This is a genomic window from Nonomuraea sp. KM88 (assembly GCF_052245635.1).
Lineage (GTDB): Bacteria > Actinomycetota > Actinomycetes > Streptosporangiales > Streptosporangiaceae > Nonomuraea.
Genome location: NZ_JBQQCC010000005.1, coordinates 239,344 through 258,981 on the forward strand (window position 1 = coordinate 239,344; position 19,638 = coordinate 258,981).

17 protein-coding genes are annotated in these 19,638 nt (G+C 71.3%); 10 read left to right on the forward strand and 7 right to left on the reverse strand.

All coding sequences use genetic code 11. The annotated features are described in order from the left end of the window. Positions 1 to 75: 75 nt before the first annotated feature. A complete protein-coding gene (locus ACTWPV_RS17660; RefSeq protein WP_443152594.1) occupies positions 76 to 861 on the reverse strand; it encodes a universal stress protein in 786 nt (261 codons plus the stop codon). A 256-nt stretch (positions 862 to 1,117) separates the two neighbouring features. Between ACTWPV_RS17660 and ACTWPV_RS17665 the strand changes: the two genes are divergently transcribed. From ACTWPV_RS17665 to ACTWPV_RS17690, 6 genes are all read left to right on the forward strand, one after another. Beyond that, positions 1,118 to 2,155, forward strand: coding sequence for an NAD(P)-dependent alcohol dehydrogenase (locus ACTWPV_RS17665; protein ID WP_443152854.1), 1,038 nt, complete (start codon positions 1,118 to 1,120; stop codon positions 2,153 to 2,155). 102 nt (positions 2,156 to 2,257) lie between these two features. Beyond that, positions 2,258 to 4,087, forward strand: a complete 1,830-nt coding sequence (locus ACTWPV_RS17670) for a glycoside hydrolase family 15 protein (protein ID WP_443152595.1) — start codon at positions 2,258 to 2,260, stop codon at positions 4,085 to 4,087. Next, entirely contained in the window at positions 4,084 to 5,454 is a 1,371-nt protein-coding gene (locus ACTWPV_RS17675) for a glucose-6-phosphate dehydrogenase (RefSeq protein WP_443152596.1), read from the forward strand. The genes ACTWPV_RS17670 and ACTWPV_RS17675 overlap by 4 nt, the downstream gene beginning before the upstream one ends. Next, positions 5,454 to 7,223, forward strand: a complete 1,770-nt coding sequence (locus ACTWPV_RS17680; RefSeq protein WP_347645034.1) for an IlvD/Edd family dehydratase — start codon at positions 5,454 to 5,456, stop codon at positions 7,221 to 7,223. The genes ACTWPV_RS17675 and ACTWPV_RS17680 overlap by 1 nt, the downstream gene beginning before the upstream one ends. Continuing rightward, positions 7,210 to 8,217 carry a C-terminal binding protein gene (locus tag ACTWPV_RS17685; RefSeq protein ID WP_443152597.1) on the forward strand — a complete coding sequence of 336 codons (1,008 nt, stop codon included), beginning with the start codon at positions 7,210 to 7,212 and terminating at the stop codon, positions 8,215 to 8,217. The genes ACTWPV_RS17680 and ACTWPV_RS17685 overlap by 14 nt, the downstream gene beginning before the upstream one ends. A 259-nt stretch (positions 8,218 to 8,476) precedes the next feature. Continuing rightward, a complete protein-coding gene (locus tag ACTWPV_RS17690) occupies positions 8,477 to 9,430 on the forward strand; it encodes an endonuclease/exonuclease/phosphatase family protein (protein WP_443152598.1) in 954 nt (317 codons plus the stop codon). A gap of 108 nt (positions 9,431 to 9,538) precedes the next feature. On the opposite strand, the gene ACTWPV_RS17695 is transcribed toward ACTWPV_RS17690, so the two are convergent. Both ACTWPV_RS17695 and ACTWPV_RS17700 read right to left on the reverse strand, forming a co-directional pair. Continuing rightward, positions 9,539 to 9,847, reverse strand: a complete 309-nt coding sequence (locus tag ACTWPV_RS17695) for a hypothetical protein (RefSeq protein ID WP_201761224.1) — start codon at positions 9,845 to 9,847, stop codon at positions 9,539 to 9,541. 3 nt (positions 9,848 to 9,850) lie between these two features. Further along, on the reverse strand, positions 9,851 to 10,930 hold the full coding sequence (locus ACTWPV_RS17700) for a WD40/YVTN/BNR-like repeat-containing protein (RefSeq protein ID WP_347645038.1): 1,080 nt from the start codon (positions 10,928 to 10,930) through the stop codon (positions 9,851 to 9,853). A gap of 152 nt (positions 10,931 to 11,082) precedes the next feature. Between ACTWPV_RS17700 and ACTWPV_RS17705 the strand changes: the two genes are divergently transcribed. Further along, positions 11,083 to 11,874 (forward strand): helix-turn-helix domain-containing protein, encoded by a 792-nt coding sequence (locus ACTWPV_RS17705; RefSeq protein WP_347645039.1) that lies wholly within the window; start codon positions 11,083 to 11,085, stop codon positions 11,872 to 11,874. 43 nt (positions 11,875 to 11,917) lie between these two features. Here the strand turns inward: ACTWPV_RS17705 and ACTWPV_RS17710 are convergent, their stop codons facing one another. Then, a complete protein-coding gene (locus ACTWPV_RS17710) occupies positions 11,918 to 13,435 on the reverse strand; it encodes a sialidase family protein (protein ID WP_443152599.1) in 1,518 nt (505 codons plus the stop codon). Positions 13,436 to 13,518: 83 nt separating this feature from the next. Continuing rightward, positions 13,519 to 14,637 (reverse strand): globin domain-containing protein, encoded by a 1,119-nt coding sequence (locus ACTWPV_RS17715; RefSeq protein ID WP_443152600.1) that lies wholly within the window; start codon positions 14,635 to 14,637, stop codon positions 13,519 to 13,521. Between the two features lie 494 nt (positions 14,638 to 15,131). Between ACTWPV_RS17715 and ACTWPV_RS17720 the strand changes: the two genes are divergently transcribed. The 3 genes from ACTWPV_RS17720 to ACTWPV_RS17730 are packed head-to-tail and all read left to right on the forward strand — an operon-like array spanning position 15,132 to position 17,518. Continuing rightward, the gene (locus ACTWPV_RS17720) at positions 15,132 to 15,818 is read left to right on the forward strand and encodes a gamma-glutamyl-gamma-aminobutyrate hydrolase family protein (protein ID WP_347645042.1); all 687 of its coding nucleotides are present in this window, start codon (positions 15,132 to 15,134) and stop codon (positions 15,816 to 15,818) included. Positions 15,819 to 15,827: 9 nt separating this feature from the next. After that, a complete protein-coding gene (locus ACTWPV_RS17725) occupies positions 15,828 to 16,742 on the forward strand; it encodes an alpha/beta hydrolase (RefSeq protein ID WP_443152601.1) in 915 nt (304 codons plus the stop codon). Continuing rightward, a complete protein-coding gene (locus ACTWPV_RS17730; RefSeq protein ID WP_347645045.1) occupies positions 16,739 to 17,518 on the forward strand; it encodes an enoyl-CoA hydratase/isomerase family protein in 780 nt (259 codons plus the stop codon). The genes ACTWPV_RS17725 and ACTWPV_RS17730 overlap by 4 nt, the downstream gene beginning before the upstream one ends. Before the next feature lie 283 nt (positions 17,519 to 17,801). Here the strand turns inward: ACTWPV_RS17730 and ACTWPV_RS17735 are convergent, their stop codons facing one another. Both ACTWPV_RS17735 and ACTWPV_RS17740 read right to left on the reverse strand, forming a co-directional pair. Beyond that, the gene (locus ACTWPV_RS17735) at positions 17,802 to 18,983 is read right to left on the reverse strand and encodes an acyl-CoA dehydrogenase family protein (protein ID WP_443152602.1); all 1,182 of its coding nucleotides are present in this window, start codon (positions 18,981 to 18,983) and stop codon (positions 17,802 to 17,804) included. 26 nt (positions 18,984 to 19,009) lie between these two features. Then, complete coding sequence (locus ACTWPV_RS17740; RefSeq protein WP_347645047.1) at positions 19,010 to 19,600, reverse strand: class I SAM-dependent methyltransferase; 591 nt, start codon at positions 19,598 to 19,600, stop codon at positions 19,010 to 19,012. Between the last annotated feature and the right edge of the window lie 38 nt (positions 19,601 to 19,638).

The window sequence follows — 19,638 nt, forward strand, 5'->3', positions numbered from 1 at the left end:
AGCCAAGCCGGCACCGCGACTGCAGGCCCCGAGCGCGAGGTCACCGCCGTACGCCTGCGCGGCACGCGCGAACGCTCATGACGTCTCTCCGCGTGGCCGCACTATCGCGACCGGGCACGCGGCACGGTGCAGCACGCCGTGCCCGACCGACCCGAGCATGGCGGAGGTGAAACCACCCAGCCCGCGGGAGCCGACCACGACCAGGTCCGCCGCGGCGGAGGCGTCGACGAGGGCGAGGACCGGGTGCTCGCACACCTGCTGGTCGTCGATCTCGATGTCGGGATGGTCCTTCCGCCAGCGGACCACCCGCTCTCGAGCCGCACGGGAGTCCTCCCGGCTCGCGTTCTCGAGAAGGTCTCTGTACCTGGATGCGTAGGCGGAGACCATCGGCATGTTCCACGCGTAGATGACGGCCAGCGACGCACGCCGGGCGCGAGCCTGCTCGACGGCGTACGCCACCGCCTGCGCCGTGCAGTCCGAGCCGTCGTCGCCCACCACGATCCGGCCGTGTTCCCCGGCGACGGATTCACGCACGATGACGACGCGCCCGGCGGCATGGCCTGCGACCGCCATGCTGACCGAGCCGAGAAGCAATCCGGCGAATCCTCCCCTGCCCCTGTTGCCCAGCACCAGGGAGTCGGCGGACACCGACTGGCCGATCAGCGCGTCGACGACATTCCCGCTGAGCAACTCGGTGCTCACCTCGACGTCCGCCTCCGCGGCGCGGGCGCGGTCGGCGGCGGCGGCCACCGTCCCCTCGCAGTACGTCCTGGTGTCGAAGCCGGCAAGCGCCCCTTCGCACACGTGCACGACCCTCAGCGGCAGTCGCCGCCGCCGGGCGTCGCCCGCCGCCCACTGCACCGCCGCGTTCGCTGCCTGGAGCCGTCCGCGGCGGCCACGATCGGTCGAGCCATATCGGCCTCCCCATGAGTTCTCCCCTCACGCCATGCTTCCCGGATCGGGCATCCGTGCACGTCGACGGCCATCCGCGGACAGTCCGCGACGAAAGGGCTCACGTTAGACGCCGAGATCGACAGGGTAGAGCTGGGCGTGTTTGCGGCGTTCTCGGCGACGCCGGACACGGGGAACATTCGGGGGCACGATGCAAGCGTTCGTGATGAAGCAGATCGGACAGGTCGGCTTGATGGACAAGCCCGTTCCGCGGCCCGGGCCCCTGGACGCCGTCGTGCGAACCACCACCGCCCTGATCTGCACGTCGGACTCCCACACCGTCAAGGGCGGCATCGGGCCGCGGGAGAACCTGACGCTCGGCCACGAGGGCGTCGGCGTGGTGCACGAGGTGGGTGGCGAGGTGACGGCTTTCCGGCCGGGCGACCGCGTCCTGGTGGGCGCCATCACCCCCGACTGGGGCGATCTCGCCTCCCAGAACGGTCATCCGTCGCAGTCCGGCGGACCACTCGGAGGGTTCAAGTTCGCCAATTCCAAGGACGGGGTCTTCGCCGAGTATTTCCACGTCAACGATGCCGACGCCAACCTGGCGAAGATCCCCGACGGCGTCCCCGACGAGATGGCGGTCTACTGCGCCGACATGCTCTCGACCGGGTTCATGGGCGCGGAGAACGGCAACATCCCCATCGGCGGGACGGTGGCCGTGCTCGCCCAGGGCCCGGTGGGCCTCATGGCCACCGCGGGCGCCAAGCTGCGCGGCGCCGGCCTGGTCATCGGGGTGGAATCGGTGCTCAGCCGGCAGCGGCTCGCCCGCGACTACGGCGCCGACGAGATCGTCGACTTCACCACCGAGGACGTCGTCGAGCGCATCCTCGACCTGACCCGGGGGCAGGGCGTGGACACCGCCATCGAAGCCCTCGGCGCGGACGCCACCTTCCAGACCGCCATAAAGATCACCAAACCAGGTGGGACGGTGTCCAACACCGGCTATTACGGAGAAGGCGAGTTCGTACGCATCCCCCGCGTCGAGTGGGGCGTCGGGATGGCCGACAAGACGATCACGAGCGGCCTGTGCCCCGGCGGCAGGCTGCGCATGGAACGGCTGCTGCGCGTACTGGAGAGCAAGCGGCTCGATCCCACGCGCATGACCACCCACACGTTCCGCTTCGACGAGATGGAGCGCGCCTTCGAGGTCTCGGACAAGAAGCTCGACGACATGGTGAAAGTGCTGATCACGTTCTCGTGACGGAAGCTGATCATTGTCGGTAACGGACAGCGGCGACGTCCGCTCACCAGGAGCATCCCCCTCTCCGGCGGTGGCACGTCGGTACGGAGGAGAAACGCAGACATGCTCGATCTCGATCCACCTTTCCGCCCGGTGCGCCGCCAGGAGGGCTATCCGGCGCTGGAGGACCTGGGCCTCATCGGCGACGGCACGACGGCGGCGCTGGCCGGCGTCGACGGTTCGATCCCGTGGCTGTGCCTGCCCCGCTTCGACAGCGAGCCGCTGCTGTGCGGGCTGCTTGATCGTGAGCACGGCGGCCACTTCACGTTGACCGTGGACGACCTGCGCGAGGCCCGGCAGTTCTACGAGCCGGACACCGCGGTGCTGGTGACCGAGTTGCGCGGCCCGACCGGCCTGGTCCGGATCACCGACGCGCTGGCCCTGCGCGCCGGCGCCGACCTCAGCGACGACGCGGGAGGCGGCCGGGGCGAGCTGGTCCGGTCCGCGGTCGTGCGGGCCGGGACCGTGCGGCTGCGGGCGGAGCTGGAGCCGCGCGGCGGCGGGCGGGCGCGGGCCCTTTACGGCGGCCTGGAGGTGAGCGCCTCCCGGCGGCCTGACCTGCGGCTGCATCTGCGTTCCAACCGTCCGTTGACCGGCCTGCGCACCGAGCACGACCTTCAGGAGGGCGACCGCCTCGATCTGGTGTTGTCGTGGGGACGCATCCACCGCCATCACCGTTTCGACCCCGAGGCGATGGTGCGGCAGACCATCGAGGCCTGGCGACGCTGGATGCGCAAGTGCAGCTACCGCGGCCCGCAGGAAGCGCTGGTCCGGCGTTCGGTGATCACGCTGAAGCTGTGCGACGACTGGGGCAACGGTTCACTCGTCGCGGCGCCCACGTCCTCCTTGCCCGCACCGATCGGCGGGGTGCGCAACTGGGACTACCGCTACACCTGGATCCGTGACGCCGCCTACTCCGTGTTCGCGCTGCGCCGCGTCGGCTTCGAGGAGGAGGCCGACGCCTTCCTCGGCTGGGTCCTCGACGCCTTCGAGCAGAGCCGCCGTCCGCGCATCATGTACACCCTTGACGGCCGCCCCGTACCGGAAGAGGTCCACGACGCCGGCCTGGAGGGTTACCGGCGCTCGGCTCCGGTGCGCTGGGGCAACGGCGCCGCCGACCAGCGCCAGCACGACGTCTACGGCGAGGTGCTCGACTGCGCCGACCAGTGGCTGCTTCCGGGCCGCGAGCTCCAGCCGGCGCTGTGGTCCGGTCTGGCGGAGCTGGCCGAGGCCGCCGCGCACACGTGGCAGCAGCCGGATCAGGGCATCTGGGAGGTACGCAGCGAAGGCCGGATCTTCACCTACTCGGTCGGCATGTGCCAGGTGGCACTGACCCGGGCCGCGGCCATCGGCGAGCGGCTCGGCCTGTCCGGGCCGATCGACACCTGGCGCGCCACCGCGCAGAAACTCCGCCGGCTCATCCTGGACCAGGCCTGGAACGAGGACAGGCAGTGCCTGAGCGAGCACCTCGACGGCAGCGGCGGCCTGGACGCCAGCCTGCTCGCGCTGCCGCTGCGCAAGGTCGTCCCCGCCGACCACCCGCGCATGGCCGCCACGACCGCGGCCGTCGCCGAACGCCTGTCGGCCGGTGACGGCCTGCTCTACCGCTACCTGCACGGGGACTCGCCCGACGGATTGGCCGGCGACGAGGGCGCCTTCGTGTTGTGCAGTTTCTGGCTGGTCGACAACCTGATCCTGCAGGGCCACCGGGACCGGGCCGCGGACCTGTACGCGACGCTGTGCGCCCGCGCCAACCCGGTCGGGCTGATGCCCGAGCAGATCGACCCGTCCACGGGGACATTCATGGGCAACTTTCCGCAGGCGTTCAGCCACATCGGGATCATCGCCAGCGGCGTCAACCTGGCACGAGCCGAAGGAGGCACCCCGGCATGATCGACCGGCTCGTCATCCTCGGCGCCACCGGCGACCTCAACGCCCGCTTCCTGCTGCCGGCCCTGGCCGCCCTGCACGCGGCTGGCCACGTCGGCGACCGGTTCGAACTCGTCTGCGCCGACCGGCGGGACTGGACCGGCGAGGAGTTCCGCCGCTGGGCGTCCGACCAGCTCGACCGGCACGCCGCGGCGGAGTCCGGCGAGACCAGGAAGGCGATCGCCGACCGCGCCCGGTACCGGCGGACGGACGCCACCGACGCCGCCGACATCGCCTCGCTCGTCGCCGGTGACGGTCCCGTCGCCGTCTACCTCGCCCTCCCGCCGGCGATCTTTCCCGGCGTGGTCGCCGCCCTCGGCGCCGCGAACCTCCCGCCGGGCAGCCGGATCGTGCTGGAGAAGCCGTTCGGCGAAGACCTCGACAGCGCGGTGGAGCTGAACCGGCTGCTGGTGGGGGTCGTGCCCGAGCAGGCGGTGTTCCGTGTCGACCACTTCCTGGCCATGACGACCGTCCAGAACGTGCTCGGCAGCCGGCTGGCCAACCGCGTCCTGGAGCCCCTCTGGAACAGCGCCCACATCTCCGAGGTGGAGATCATCTGGGACGAGACCCTCGCGCTGGAGGGCAGGGCGGGCTACTACGACGGCGTAGGGGCGCTGAAGGACATGGTGCAGAACCATCTGCTCCAGGTGTTGTGCCTGGTGGCCATGGAACCGCCGCTCAGCCTCGGCGAACGCGACCTGCGGGACCGGAAGATCGATGTGCTCCGCTCGGTGCGCCCGCTCACCGACGACGACGTCGTACGCCGAACGCGCCGCGCACGCTACCTGGCCGGCCGCGCCGGCGACCGCGACGTGCCCGCCTACGCCGAGGAGGAGGGCGTGGACCCGCGACGCCGCACCGAGACCTTCGCCGAGGTGGAGCTGGAGCTCGAGAGCTGGCGCTGGTCCGGCACGACCTTCCGGCTGCGCACCGGCAAGGCGCTCGGCCATGACCGCAAAGAGGTCGCCGTACGCTTCCGGCCCGTCCCGCACCTGCCCCTCGGCCTCGGGGAGGAGGCCGAGCCCAACGTGCTGCGCTTCGGGCTGGAGCCGGAGAGCATGACCCTGGCGCTGGCCGGCATCGGCACCGACGCCCGCACTCTCGCCCCGCTGACCCTCACCGCACGGCCGGCGCCCTCCGAACTGCCTGCCTACGGCCGCCTGCTGCTGGACGTGCTGCTGGGGAACGCGGCCCTGTCCATCCGCGGCGACGAGGCCGAAGAGGCCTGGCGGGTCCTCGCGCCGGTCATGTCGGCCTGGTCGGGCGATCTGGCGCCGCTTGGCGAGTATCCGGCCGGATCGGACGGTCCTGCCTCGGTGAGGAGCAGCTGATGCCGTCGACGGAGCGCGCCACGGGTGCCCTGCGCAGCCAGATCTGGTGGGACAACGCCGGCAACCCGGAGATGACGGCCCTGTATCTCGAACGCTATCTCAACTTCGGGCTGACCCCGGCCGAACTCCGGTCCGGCAGGCCGGTCATCGGCATCGCCCAGACGGGCAGCGACCTGGTGCCCTGCAACCGCCACCACCTCGACCTCGCCGGCCGGGTCAGGGACGGGATCCGCGACGGCGGTGGCATCCCGCTCGAGTTCCCCGTCCATCCGCTGCAGGAGACCGGGAAACGCCCGACCGCCGCGCTGGATCGCAACCTCGCCTACCTCGGGCTGGTCGAGGTGCTCTACGGGTATCCACTCGACGGGGTCGTGCTGACGACCGGCTGTGACAAGACCACGCCCGCGTGCCTGGCCGCGGCGGCGACGGTGAACATTCCGGCGATCGTCCTGTCCGGAGGGCCGATGCTCAACGGCTATCGCGAGGGCGAGCGGATCGGCGCGTCCGGCTCAGGGCTGGTGATCTGGCAGTCGAAGCGGCTGCTGGCCACCGGGGAGATCGACTACGACGAGTTCATGGCGCGCGTGTGCGCTTCCGCGCCCAGCATCGGTCACTGCAACACGATGGGGACCGCGCTGTCGATGAACAGCCTGGCCGAGGCACTGGGGATGTCCCTGCCGGGCTGCGCGGCGATCCCGGCCCCCTATCGCCGGCGAGCGCAGATGGCCTACGACACAGGCCGTCGAGCGGTGGATCTCGTACGCGAGGACCTCACCCCGCGCAAGATCATGACCTTGCGGGCCTTCGAGAACGCGATCATGGTCGCCTCGGCCATCTCCGCCTCCACCAACGTGCCCATCCACATCAACGCCATCGCGCGACACGTCGGGGTGCCGTTGTCGATCCAGGACTGGCAACGGGTCGGAGCCGACATCCCGGCGCTGGCGAACGTCGCCCCCGCCGGTGAGTTCCTCGGCGAGGACTTCTACCGCGCCGGCGGTGTCCCCGCCGTCATGCGGTCGTTGCTGACGGCGGGGCGCCTGCACGGCGACGCCGTGACCGTCTCCGGCCGTACCGTGGCCGAGAACCTGGCCGATGCCCCGCCCGCAGACCCGACGGTCATCCGTCCCTTCGACGAGCCTCTCGCCGCCCACGGCGGGCTTCTCATCATGACGGGCAACCTGTTCGACTCCGCGGTCATGAAGACCTCGGTCCTCACCGGCGACTTCCGCGCGGTGTCCGACTATCGCGCCATCGTCTTCGACGGGCCCGAGGACTACCACGCCCGCATCGAAGATCCAGAACTGGGCCTGGACGAGGACTGCATCCTCGTCATCCGCTACACCGGGCCGATCGGCTATCCGGGCTCGGCCGAGGTCGTCAACATGGAGGTCCCCGCCGCGCTGCTCCGGCGGGGCATCACCACGTTGCCCACGCTCGGTGACGGCCGCCAGAGCGGCACCTCGGACGCGCCGTCGATTCTCAACGCCAGCCCCGAGGCCGCGGTCGGCGGCAATCTCGCCATCCTGCGCACCGGCGACCGCATCCGCATCGACGTGGACAACGCACGCGTCGACGTCCTCCTGCCGGATGAGGAGATCGCCGCGCGGTGGGCCGACCACACACCGCCGGTGGTCGAGAACCAGACACCGTGGCAGGAGATTTACCGCTCCACGGTCGGGCAACTGGACAGCGGAGGCTGCCTGGAGCTGGCTCTGGCCTACCAGGACCTCGTACACACCAAGGGGATTCCCCGTGACTCGCACTGACGCCAGAGGCACCATCATGATCGCCGACTACGACTTCGGCGACGTGGACATCGAACGCGCGATCGTCGAGGGCGCCGGATTCGAGCTGCTCGCCGCGCAGTGCAAGAGCGAGGACGAGGTGATCGAGAAGGGCCGGGACGTCGACGGCCTGCTGACCCAGTACGTCCGGGTCGGCGCCCGCGCCATCGACGCGTTCACCCGGTGCCGGGTGATCGCCCGCTACGGCACGGGCGTGGACATCGTCGACGTCGACGCCGCGACCCGGCGGGGCATCCAGGTCACGAACGCGCCGAACGAGTGGTGCGCGGAGGAGGTCGCCGATCACGCCGTCGCGCTCTGGCTGGCCGCCGCCCGCAAGATCTGCGTGTATGACCGGGAAACCCGTGAGGGCGTGTGGCAGTGGCAGAGCGGGGAGCCGATCTGGCGGCTGCGGGGACGGGTGTTCGGGCTGCTGTCCTTCGGCTTCATCGCCCAGCTCATCGCCGAACGCGCCAGAGCGTTCGGCGTCGAGGTCTGGGCGCACGACCCGTTCCTCGACGAGTCCGAGATCCGATCGCGCCAGGTGCGGCCGGTGTCCTTCGGCGAGCTCGTGGAAGGTGCCGACTACCTCGTGATCCAGGCGCCGCTCACCCCTGGGACACACCACACCTTCGACCGTACGACGCTGCGCAGGATGAAGCCGACCGCGATCCTGGTCAACACCGGGCGCGGCCCGATCGTGGAGGACGCGGCGATCCACCAGGCACTGACCGAGGGATGGATCGCGGGCGCGGCACTGGACGACCTCGAGGAGGAGCCCGCGAAACAGCGGGACTGGCGTCCGCGCAACCCCCTGTTTACGCTGCCCAACGTGATCATCTCTCCCCATGCCGCCTACTACTCCGAGGAAGCCGTCACGACAGTGCGGCGCATCGCCGCGGAAGAGGCCGTACGGGTCCTGACCGGGCGACGCGCCCGTAGCCCGGTCAACGACGTGACGGCCGGCTCTCCCTGAGGAACCCGGGCACGAGATCGTGGCCCCGGGGGCCCTGCGAACGCTTCGTGCCGACGCGAACGTCGCTGCCCGGAAGGCCTGCGGGAGGTGTGACCTGGACCGCGGAGAAGGGCACACAGCGTGATCGGCCATCAGGAAATTCCACCATGCCCTCTCGCCGTCCGATCGGGAGGGATCTCTGTCCGCTATCCGTCTGGTGCCGGAAAATCCCCTCCGGCAGGATCGCTGGGAGCTGGTCACGAAGAAGGGGACGGCTCTCATGGGGATCTCGCGTGTGCCCGGCTTCGGGCGCCTGTTGTGGACGGTGGTGGCCTCCCTCGTCACCACCGCCGCCCTTCTGACGGCTCCCGCGTCGGCGGCCTCCTCGGCGACCGCGACGTACAAGATCTGGCACTGGAACATGGCCGGGCATCATTCGCACCTGGGCTCGACCACGAACGGCATCATCCAGGCGATCGCCGGATCGATCAGCTATCGCAAGCCGGACCTCGTGTCGATCAACGAGATCTGCCGCAACCAGTACGGCGCCGTGATCGATGCGCTGCAGGGCATGGGCTGGCCGCAGAACGCCACGAACTTCGCCCGCTTCGAGCCGATGACGGCGGCCGGCGACCCCGGCTACTGTGCCGGGCACGGCATCGGCATCGCGGTCTTCAGCCGTTTCGCGCTGGGCGAGACCCTACGGCAGACCCTGCCGTACGACGGGTCGGGCAAGCAGCGCAAGCTCCTCTGCGCGCACGTCGCCGCGCGACCCGGCACCAGATTCTGCACCACCCACCTGACCACGGTCGCCGCCTCCAAGTCCGCCCAGCTGGGCCAGGTGCACGGCGTCCTGGAGTCGTACCGCTCCAGGGGGGACATCCCGATCATCGCGGGCGACTTCAACGTGCAGCCGGACTCACCGCTGCTGGACACCTGGTACGACGCCACGGTCAACACCGACGCCAACCACGGCAACACCGGCCGCTACCACGAGCTCGACGACCGCGAGGCCGTGTGCCCCGGCTGGGGCGAGCAGACCACCGAGAGCAACAAGCTCGGGGCCTGCGGCCAGTCGGGGAAGGTCGATCTGATCTTCGTCCCCGCCGAGCGGCTGACCCGCTACAGCGCCGACGCCCATCCGATCGGGCACGTCTGCGGCGGCAACCGCGACAAGCCCTGCTCCGACCACCGCATCGTCGACGCCACCGTCTCGGTCGCCACCGGGAATTGAGCCGGCCTCGCTGGGCGACCCCAGGCAGGTCGCCCTGGTTCGTCGTGCCCGAAATCCGTCGGGCGCCAACCGTTGCCACGGGCCCGGACGGCGGACGGCCGGCCGGGCTCAGGCGAGGGCGGGCAGCACGTAGACCTCGGCGCCCGGCGGCAGCGCGCAGTCGAGGCTGCCCAGCCCCCGGGCGTTCTCGCCGCACACGATCATGCTGATGTGCCTGCGGATGCGGCCGTACTCGTCGCGCAGCCGCTCCTCCAGCAGCGGATGCGTGCGCCGGAGCATGTCGAGGGCCGAGCCCAGGGTGGGCGGGGAGTCGCGGTCGGCGCCGACCGCGAAGACCTTCACCTCCTGCATCCCGCTCACCCACCTGCGCAACGAGCTGGGCAGCACGAACACGACCAACATCACCGGCCTGCTCATCGGCTAGAGCACCGCCGCGCGCACGGTGAGCACGTCGGGCAGGTGCCGGGCGACCAGTGACCAGGTCTCGCCGTCGTCGCGCGAGCAGTGGACCTCGCCGTCGCGCGTGCCGAAGAACACCCCCGCCTCCGACGCGGTCATCGCGTCACGCAGCACGGCCGCGTGCACCGGCCCTTCCGGCAGGCCCGCGGAGAAGGGCCGCCACGTCTCGCCGGCGTCGTCGCTGCGGAAGACGCGGTAGCGGTGGCCGACGGGCGTGCGGTCCATGTCGGCCGTGAGCGGCAGCACGAAGACCGTGTCCGGCCGAGACGGATGGGCCACGATCGGGAACCCGAAGTCGGACGGCAGGGCCGAGCCGATGTCGTGCCAGCTGCCGCCGAAGTCGTCGCTGCGATAGACGCCGAAGTGGTGCTGCAGGTAGAGCCGCTCCGGCCGGGCCGCGTCGGTGGTCACCTTGTGCACGCACTGCCCGAACTCGGGGAACTGCCTGCCCTCCGGCATGAACGGGGCGCGGATGTGCTGGTTGGCCGCCTCCCAGGTCAGGCCGCCGTCGGTCGTGCGGTAGAAGCCGCCGGTCGAGACGGCCACCCCCATGACCGCCGGGTCGGTGGGGTGGCTGACGATCGTGTGCAGGCACAGCCCGCCGCCGCCGGGCTCCCAGAGCGGGCGGTGGGGGTGCTCCCACAGGCCCTCGACGAGCCGGTAGGTGACCCCGCGGTCCTCCGAGCGGAACAGGGCGCCCGGCTCGACGCCCGCCCACACCACGCCGGGCTCGGACGGCGAGGGCGCGAGCTGCCACACCCGCGTGAGCGTGGCCCCGGTCTTCTCGGGGAAGGCGATGGGCGGCTGCTCCGCCTCCTGCCAGGTCTGCCCGAGGTCATCCGAATACATGACGGACGGACCGAAGTGGCCGTATTCGACGCCGGCCAGCAGCCGGGGCGCGCCGCCGCGCGTGTCGACGGCCACCGAGGGCACCGCGATCGTGGAGAACTGGATCGGCTGGATCTCGAACGGGCCACCGCCCGCCGAGCGGGCCAGGAACAGGCCCTTGCGGGTGCCGATCGCGAGCACTGCGTCACTCATGACACGCTCCCAGGTTCGCTTTGCGGCCATCGTGTCACGCGCCACCGACAGTTACCGAAGTCTGGGAGATTCCCGTCGCTCCGCACCGGTCCGGTCGCGCATGACCCGGGACGTAATCGTCGCCATTCCCACCAGGCGCTAACGTTCCAGATATGGGAGCGGTAGCCGTACATGAGGAATCTTTTGGTGATTTGTTGCGGTCGTGGCGGCAACGACGGCGGGTGAGCCAGCTCGATCTGGCCATCGAGGCCGGCGTCTCCGCGCGCCACGTCAGCTTCCTGGAGACCGGGCGCGCCCGGCCCAGCCGCGAGATGGTGCTGAAGCTGGCCGAGGAGCTGGAGGTGCCGCTGCGGCACCGTAACCGGCTGCTGGTGTCCGCGGGGTTCGCCCCGATCTATCCCGAACGCGCCGTCCGGGCTCCGGAGATGCACCTCGTACGGCAGGCCCTGGACAGGATCCTGGCCGGGCACGAGCCGTATCCGGCGCTCGTGGTGGACGCCGCCTGGAACCTGGTGGCGGCCAACAAGGCGGCCGCGATGTTCATGGAGGGCGTGCCGGCGGAGCTGCTGGCGGAGCCGGTCAACGTGATGCGGTTGTCGTTGCACCCGGACGCGATGGGAGGGCGGCTGCTCAACCTGGCCGAGGTGCGGGCCCACCTGCTGCACCGGTTGCGCAGGCAGGCCGAGACGTCCGGCGACGGGCGCCTGGCCGAGCTCCACGACGAGCTGGCGTCCTACGCCTATCCGGGCGTGGACCTGAACGTGGCGCACGTGCCGGGACCCGGCGACATCCTGCTGCCGCTGCGCGTCGCCGCCGGTGACCGGGTGTTGTCGATGTTCACCACGATCGCGACGTTCGGCACGCCGATGGACGTGACGGTCTCCGAGCTGGCCATCGAGACCTTCTGGCCCGCCGACGAGGAGACCGCCGCCACCTTCCGCTGACCGCTCCTGGCCGCCCCTGGCCGTTACGCCCGCGGCGATGGGGCTAGCGGGCCGTGGCGGGCGGGACCGGTGTCTCCTCGCCCGTCGCGGTGGCCACCTCGACGGAGATCGGAGCCGGGCCTCCGCCCGTGATCGGCAGGCCGCCGGTGACGGTGCAGGTGCGGACGTCGTACGCCCCGCCCGAAGGCGGCGCCGCCACCGTGAAGGCCGCGTGGGCCGCGCCGCCGGGGACGACCGAGGTGGAGATGTAGTCGCCCGCCATGCGGCCCTGCGCGGTGTCGGCGAACCAGTCCAGCGGCATCGCCCCGTGCAGCTCCTGAGGGGCCGCCCAGGTGGCCCCGCCGTTGGTGGAGGAGGTGTAGCCGACCGTCAGCCTGCAGGTGGCGGCGGTGCAGGCGGCGTCGGGGTAGCGGTAGTAGGTGAGCGCGAGCCGTACCGTGCCGCCCGCGCTGGCGCGGTCGACGCCAAGGCCGGGGATGAAGTGGTCGCCGCCGTCGCTGGTGGCCCGCATGACACGGCTCCACTCCTCGCCGGTGGCGGACCTGCTCAGCACGATGTCGTTGCCGGAGCACCGGTACTGGAAGCGGCAGTCGTGCCAGGCGACGTACACGGCGCCGGTCGCGTCCGTCTCCGCCGACGGCAGCGGCGCCGCCCGCAGGCCGCCCGCGACCGTGTGCCGCCGCACCGCCGTGACCAGCACGCTGGGTTCCCAGCTCGCGCCGCCGTCGCCGGAGCGGATGGAGCGGATCTCGCCCTCGTCGCTCAGGTACGGCACCACCACGACCCCGTCAGGCCGCACGACCGGCTGCCCGCCGAGCCCGTTCGCGGGGGTGGCGGTCACCGTCCAGGTCAGGCCGCCGTCGGAGGAACGCGCCATCGTGATCGCGTTGCCCGCGGCGTGGTCGTCGAAGGTCGCGTGGCAGTGGCCGTGGAAAGGGCTGGACAGGCTGTTGTCGCAGGCGATCCAGGTCTTGTCCAGGTCGCCGCCCCCGTCCCCGCCCTCATCGCCGCCGTTCCCGCCGTCCCCGTCCCCGCCCCTGTCGCCGTCGTCGTCGCCCGCCGTGGCGACCGTGACGGGCGCGTCCCACGTACGGCCGCCGTCGGCGGAGCGGCTGGCGAGCACCGCCGTCCCGGCGATCCCGCCCTCCTCCGACAGCGCCAGCGACGCGATCAGCCAGACGCGGTGCCGGGCGTCGTAGGCCACCGACGGGTCGCTGACCCGGTCGTGGGAGCCGCCGCCGAACGTGGTGATCCCGGGCAGCACTCCCTTCGTCCAGGTGCCGCCGTTGTCGGAGGAGGCGGCGAACGCGATGCCGGTGGCGCCGCCGTCGAAGAACCGGCCCGACTGGTGCGCGGTCACGAGGGCCGAGCCCCACTGGAAGGTGTCGGGCCCGGCCTGGGTGCCGTGCTGGCTGGTGGCGTTGGCGTACGCGTCGGACCCGATCTCGGTCAGCGGGACCGCCGCGGCGGCGGGGGAGGAGGAGGTGAGCAGGAGGGTCGCGGCGACGGCGGCAGGTACGGACAGGAGCCCGGTTCCTCGGCGCCCGGCGGGGGATGGCACAGTCCACCTCCACTTGGCGTGTCAGTTCCAGCTGGCACCGTTCCGCCGCCGCTGTCAACCTCCTGATCGCCGATCGGGCCCCCTCATCGTTCCGCGCGCACGACGTCGCGGTGGATCCGCGACAGGGGCACGCCGTCGCGCTGCAGGCAGCGGACCGTCTCGTTCACCATGGGCGACGGGCCGCAGACGTACACGTCGTGCTCGGTCCAGGAGCGCAGGCGCCGGGTGACCTCGGGTAGGTGGCCGCGCATCCCGTCGTACGACGGCTGGTCCGAGACCACGGACACGACCCGCAGCCACGGGAAGGCCGACTCCATCCTGATCAGGTCGGGCAGGTCGTACAGTTCGCCGGCGGTGCGGGCGCCGTGCAGCAGGTGGATGGCGGGCCGCCGGCCGGAGGCGATGATGGACTCCACGATCGCCTTCAGCGGCGCCAGGCCCGTGCCGCCCGCCACGCACAGCACGTCGCGCACGCTCTGCTCGCGCGGTGTCATCGTGCCCATCGGCGGCCCCAGCATGACCGTGTCGCCGACCCGCGTGTGCCTGGCCAGGGTCGTCGACACCCAGCCGCCGGGCACCGAGCGCACGTGCAGGCTGATCGTGTTGTCCTGGCGCGGCGCGTTGGCGATGGAGAACGTGCGCCACACGCGGGGCCAGCGCGCCGTCTGCACGGTGACGTACTGGCCGGACGTGTACGGCAGCCGCTGCGCGGGCCGCAACGTGATGACCGCGATGTCCTGGTGGCGCAGCTCGTGGCCGACGACCTCGGCGAGCCACCAGGCGGGCGAGACCCCCGCGTCGGCCTCGGCCGAGTCGATCATCATCTTGGCGGCGGCCGCGTACGCCGCCACCCACGCCTCCTCGATCTCGGGGCTCCATACCTCGGCGGCGAAGCGGCGGACCGTGGCGAGCAGCGCCTTGCCCACGGCCGCGTAGTGGTCGGCGACCACGCCGTACTTGCGGTGGTCCCGGCCCAACTGGCCGAGGAACCCCGCCATGCTGTCCGGGCTGTCCAGGCTCCACACGATCCTGGTCAACGCGCTGAACAACCGGTCGCGCTGGACGTCCAGAGCCGGCGGGAACATGCCTCGCAGGTGTGGATTCTCAGCGAACAGCCGGCCGTAGAAGTAGGCCGTGGCCTGCTCGGCCACCGGCTCGATGACGGAGAAACTCTCCTTGACCAGGCGCGGATTCAACGACATATTCCCACCCCACTTGTGACCGGAAACGCATTCCGGTCTTGCCGTTCACCTCCCTGACGGTTCCGGGTGATGAGCGCACGTCCCTCCCCGGCACTTCTGCTGCGCTCGCAAATGAGTCTTACACCACCGATGACGCGTCACAACCATTTCCCTCCAATAAGGTGCGAAGCAGAATCTTGCGCAGGACTGTCCGTACGATATTCCTAGGTTTTTCGGACAATAATCGTGAATAAAAGTCGCATTCATGTGATGGGGGAGCCGGATGCGCCCTCCGGGCGTCACGGCGCCTCGCCTCGAGCACGGGCCCGTCGATCGTCGGGTCAGTCGTCGGGTCGATCACCGGGTCGATCGCCGGGGGGCGTGGGAGGCACGTGGCGGGAGGGGATCTTGGGGAGGGGTGACAAATCGGAAAGGCTGTGCGCCATGATGGGCATGTAGCCGTCACCTCGACCGGCTGGTGGCCGAACGAACTCCACCATGCCCCTGGAGATCGCATGTCCCGTCCGCTGATCGGTATCACCGCCTACTTCGAGGCCGCCCGCTGGAGCGACTGGGTGCGGGAGGCCGTGCTCTCGCCGCCCTCCTACGCCAAGGCGGTCGACCGGGCCGGGGGCGCGCCCGTGGTGCTCCCGCCGCTCGGCCTGAACGCCATCGACGACTACGTACGCGGCCTGCGGGGGGTGGTCCTGGCCGGAGGGGTCGAGGTGGACGCCTCCGCCTACAACGGCGAGCGCGACGACCGGGTCCCCGATGGGCAGCCGCACCGCGACCGCTTCGAACTGGCCCTGGCCAGGGCGGCGGTCAAGGCCGACGTGCCGATCCTGGCCATCGCCAGGGGCATGCACGTGCTCAACGTCGCCCAGGGCGGCACGCTGATCCCCTGGTTGCCCGACGTGCTCGGCGACCACCATCACGCCGAGCCTGGCACGCCCCACACGCTCCAGGTCAGCGTGTCCAGCAAGCTCGGCAAGGCGATCGGCGACCGGGTCGAGGTCGTCGCGCCGCACCACCAGTCCGTCCGCCGCCTCGGCACCGGGCTGCTGGCCGTGGCCTGGGCCGACGACCAGATCGTCGAGGGCGTCGAGGTGCAGGGCCACAGGTTCGGCGTGGGCGTGCAATGGCATCCCGAGCGCGATCTCGAGGATCGGCTCTTCGATGCGTTCATGGAGGCGGCCCGATAAGCTTCGATCATGCCGCTGCACCCTCAGTCGCGGGACTACATCGCCGTCCATCCGTCGGATCTGGGCGCCGATCCGGCCATGCTCGACCTGGCCGGGATCCAGGAGTTGCGCGCACATGACGGCCTGGCGGCCCAGCGCGGTCCGCTCACCAAGCTGCCGTTCGTCCGCGACGAGCGCGCCGAGGGCGTGCCGATCCGGATCTACCGCGCCGACCCGGGCGACGGCCAGCTGCCCGTCGTGGTCTATTTCCACGGGGGCGGGTGGGTCCTCGGCAGCGTCAAGCGCAACGACGCGTTGGGGCGCGACCTGGCCATCCGCACCGGCGCGGTGGTCGTGTCCGTCGACTACCGGCTGGCCCCCGAGCACGCCTTCCCGGCCGCCGCCGACGACGCGTGGACGGTCGTGCGCGACATCTTCGCCAGGCCCGCCTTCTACCAGAGCAACGGCCGCGTGGCCGTCGTCGGCGACAGCGCGGGCGGCAACCTGGCGGCCGTCGCCGCATGGCAGGCCCGCGACGCCGGGCTCCGGCTGGCCCACCAGGTGCTCGTCTACCCGGTGCTCGACGTGGCGATGCGGACGCCCAGCTACACGGAGTTCGCCAAGGGCTTCGGGCTGGAGGCCGAGGAGATGGCGTGGTTCGCCCGCCAGTACGCCCCCGACGCCGACCCGGCCGACCCGCGGCTGTCCCCGCTGTGCCTGCCCGACGTCGCCGGCCTGGCGCCCGCCACCATCGTGACGGCCGAATACGACGTGCTCCGCGACGAGGGCGAGAGCTACGCCCGGCGCCTGACGGACGCCGGCGTGCCGGTCGAGCTACGCAGGTTCGACGGCGCGGTGCACAACTTCTTCGGCCTGCCCGGCCTGTTCGACCAGGCGGGCGAGGCCCGCGACCACATCGCGGGGCGGCTGCGAGAGGCGCTGTGACCTACACCAAGCTGAAGATCGACACCCCGGCCGACGGCGTGCTGCGGGTCACGATCAGCGAGCCGGGCCGGCTCAACGCCGTCGACGCCGCGGCCCACCGCGAGCTGGGCGAGATCTGGCGCGACGCCGACCGCGACGACGGCGTCAGGGCCGTGCTCGTCCGGGGAGAGGGCACGGCGTTCTCCGCCGGCGGCGACCTGTCCATGATCGAGGAGATGACCCGCGACCACGCCACCAGGCTGCGCGTCTTCGCCGAGGCCCGCGACATCGTCTACAACGTCCTCAACTGCTCCAAGCCGATCGTCTCGGCCATCCAGGGCCCCGCCGTCGGCGCCGGGCTCGCCGTCGCGCTCCTGGCCGACATCTCCGTCGCCGGGCGCACCGCGCGGATCATCGACGGTCACACGAGGCTCGGCGTCGCCGCGGGCGACCATGCCGCGATCGTCTGGCCGCTGCTGTGCGGGCTGGCCAAGGCGAAATACCACCTGCTGCTGTGCGAGCCCGTGACGGGCGAGCAGGCCGAGCGGATGGGGCTGGTCAGCCTCTGCGTCGACGACGACCAGGTGCACGACAGGGCGCTGGAGATCGCGGTACGCCTCGCCGCCGGCGCCCAGGAGGCGATCAGGCTGACGAAATACTCGCTCAACAACTGGCTGCGCCTGGCGGGCCCGTCGTTCGACGCCTCCCTCGCCATGGAGTTCCTCGGCTTCACCGGGCCCGACGTGACCGAGGGCCTGCGCGCCCTGCGGGACAAGCGGCCGCCGTCGTTCGGCTGATGCGCCGGGTGTGCTTGCCGCCCGCCCGGGTAGGCGCAGCCCCAAGGTCGACCAGATGACCGCGCCGGCACCGGCGGGCACTGTTCGCCGAGGCCGAGAACGTCGCCCCGGCGGACGCGGAGCCGAAAGCCTCGCAGGGCGTCCGGCGCACGCCGTACGACGAAGGGGGAGAGCGCGCGGCGATGGCCCAGTGGACGAGCAGGGTGGACGAGCGGGGCGAACGCGCCAGAACGGGCGGGCGTCGGCGCTCCACGCCTCGCGGCCGGCCCGACCGGCCCGGCCGCTAGAAGCTGCGGGGGAGTCCGAGCACCTGGGTCGCGAGGTAGTTGAGCAGGAGCTCCTCGGTCACAGGTGCCACCTTCGCGATCCTGGCGTCGGTCAGCAGCCTGGCGACCGGATACTCGTGGGAATAGGCCATCCCGCCGTGCGTCTGGAATGCCGCGTCTGCCGCCTCCCAGGCCGCCTGTGACGCCGTGAGCTTGGCGATGTTGGCCTCGGTGCCGCACGGCAGCCGCCGGTCGAAGCACCACGCGGCCTTGTAGATCATCAATCTGGCCAGCTCGATCTTGGCCTTCACCTGCGCCAGCGGGAAGGAGATCGCCTGGTTGGCGCCGATCGGCCGGCCGAACACCTCCCGCTCCCTGGCATAGTCGACGGCCACCCGCAACGCGACCTCCGCCGTGCCGAGCGCCGAGGCGGCCAGCAGCACCCGCTCGGGGTTGAGGATGTCCCACAACACCGCCACACCCTGGTCCACCTCACCGACCACGTTGGAGGCGGGCACCCGCAGATCGTCGATGAACACCATGTTCGACGGCGTCGTGTTCGCGCCCATCTTGGGGATCGGCCGGTAGGACAGGCCTCCGGAGGCGACCGCCTCGGGCACGTTCACCAGCAGCACCGTCAGCCCGTGGCTGCGCGGGCGCGCTTCGGCGGCCGGGACCGTCCTGGTCACCAGCAGCATCCAGGTGGCCCGCTGCACGCCGGTGATCCAGATCTTCTGCCCGTTGACCACGAAATCCCCGCCGTCGCGCCGGGCCGACGTGGTGATCGCCAGCGAGTTGGATCCGGCGTCCGGCTCGGTCAGCGCGAAGCAGGTCTCGACCTCGCCCGTGGCCAGCCTCGGCAGCAGTTCCGCCCGCTGCCCGGCGCTGCCGTGCCGGTCGATCGTGAGCGCGCCGAAGCCGGGGGTCAGCACGTACGTGAACGCCGACCCGCCCGCCGCGCCCGACGCCGAGAGCGTCTCCGTGGCCACCGCCAGCTCCAGCAGCCCTTGCCCGCCGCCGCCGTGCTCCTCCGGGACCGCCAGGCCCAGCCAGCCGCCCTTGGCCAGCTCGTCCCAGACCTCCTCAGGCCAGCGCTTGTCGCTCTCGCACCGCTGCCAGTAGGCGAGGTCGTATCGCGAGCAGATGGCGCCGATGCCCCGCTGGACGGCGAGGGCGCTCTCGGGAAGGGAGAAGTCCATCACGCCATCGTAGAATCATGTTCTGATCAGGGTCGAGGCCGCCGCGCGTGGAAGACGAAGGCCGGGGGAGGGTTGCGCCACACCGTACGCCCCGGCACGACCTCCTCGAAGCGCTCGGCCAGCAGCGCACGGAAGCGCCGCGCCGAGCTGAGCGGGATGGCGTGCACGTAGGAAAACGTGGTGAACGCCGCCACCGGGCTCATCGCCGACGTCACCGCACCGAGCAGGTCACGCTGCGTCTCCTCGGGGAACGCCGCCCACGGCAGCCCGCTGACCACCACGTCCGCCTGCCGCAGCCCTCGCTCGCGCAGCAACTCGCCGAGCCGGGCCGCGTCGGCGTGCGCCACGTCCACGGTGGGGAAGCGCTCGGCGAGCAGCTGCGCCATCAAGTCATTGACCTCGACGGCGAGATGGTGGCCCCGCCCGGCGAGCCGCTGCTGGATCTCCGCGGTGAACGGGCCGGTGCCGGGTCCCAGCTCCACCACGGTCGGCTCGCCGCGCTCGGGGATCGGCGCGCAGACGTTCGCCGCCAGCCGGCGCGAACTCGGGGCGACCGCGCCGATCTTGGAGGGGGCACGCAGGAACTGGCCAAGGAAGAGTGCGCTGTCGTTCGACATGGCACGACTTTATGGGCAGGATCTTGGTGGGTCGCTCC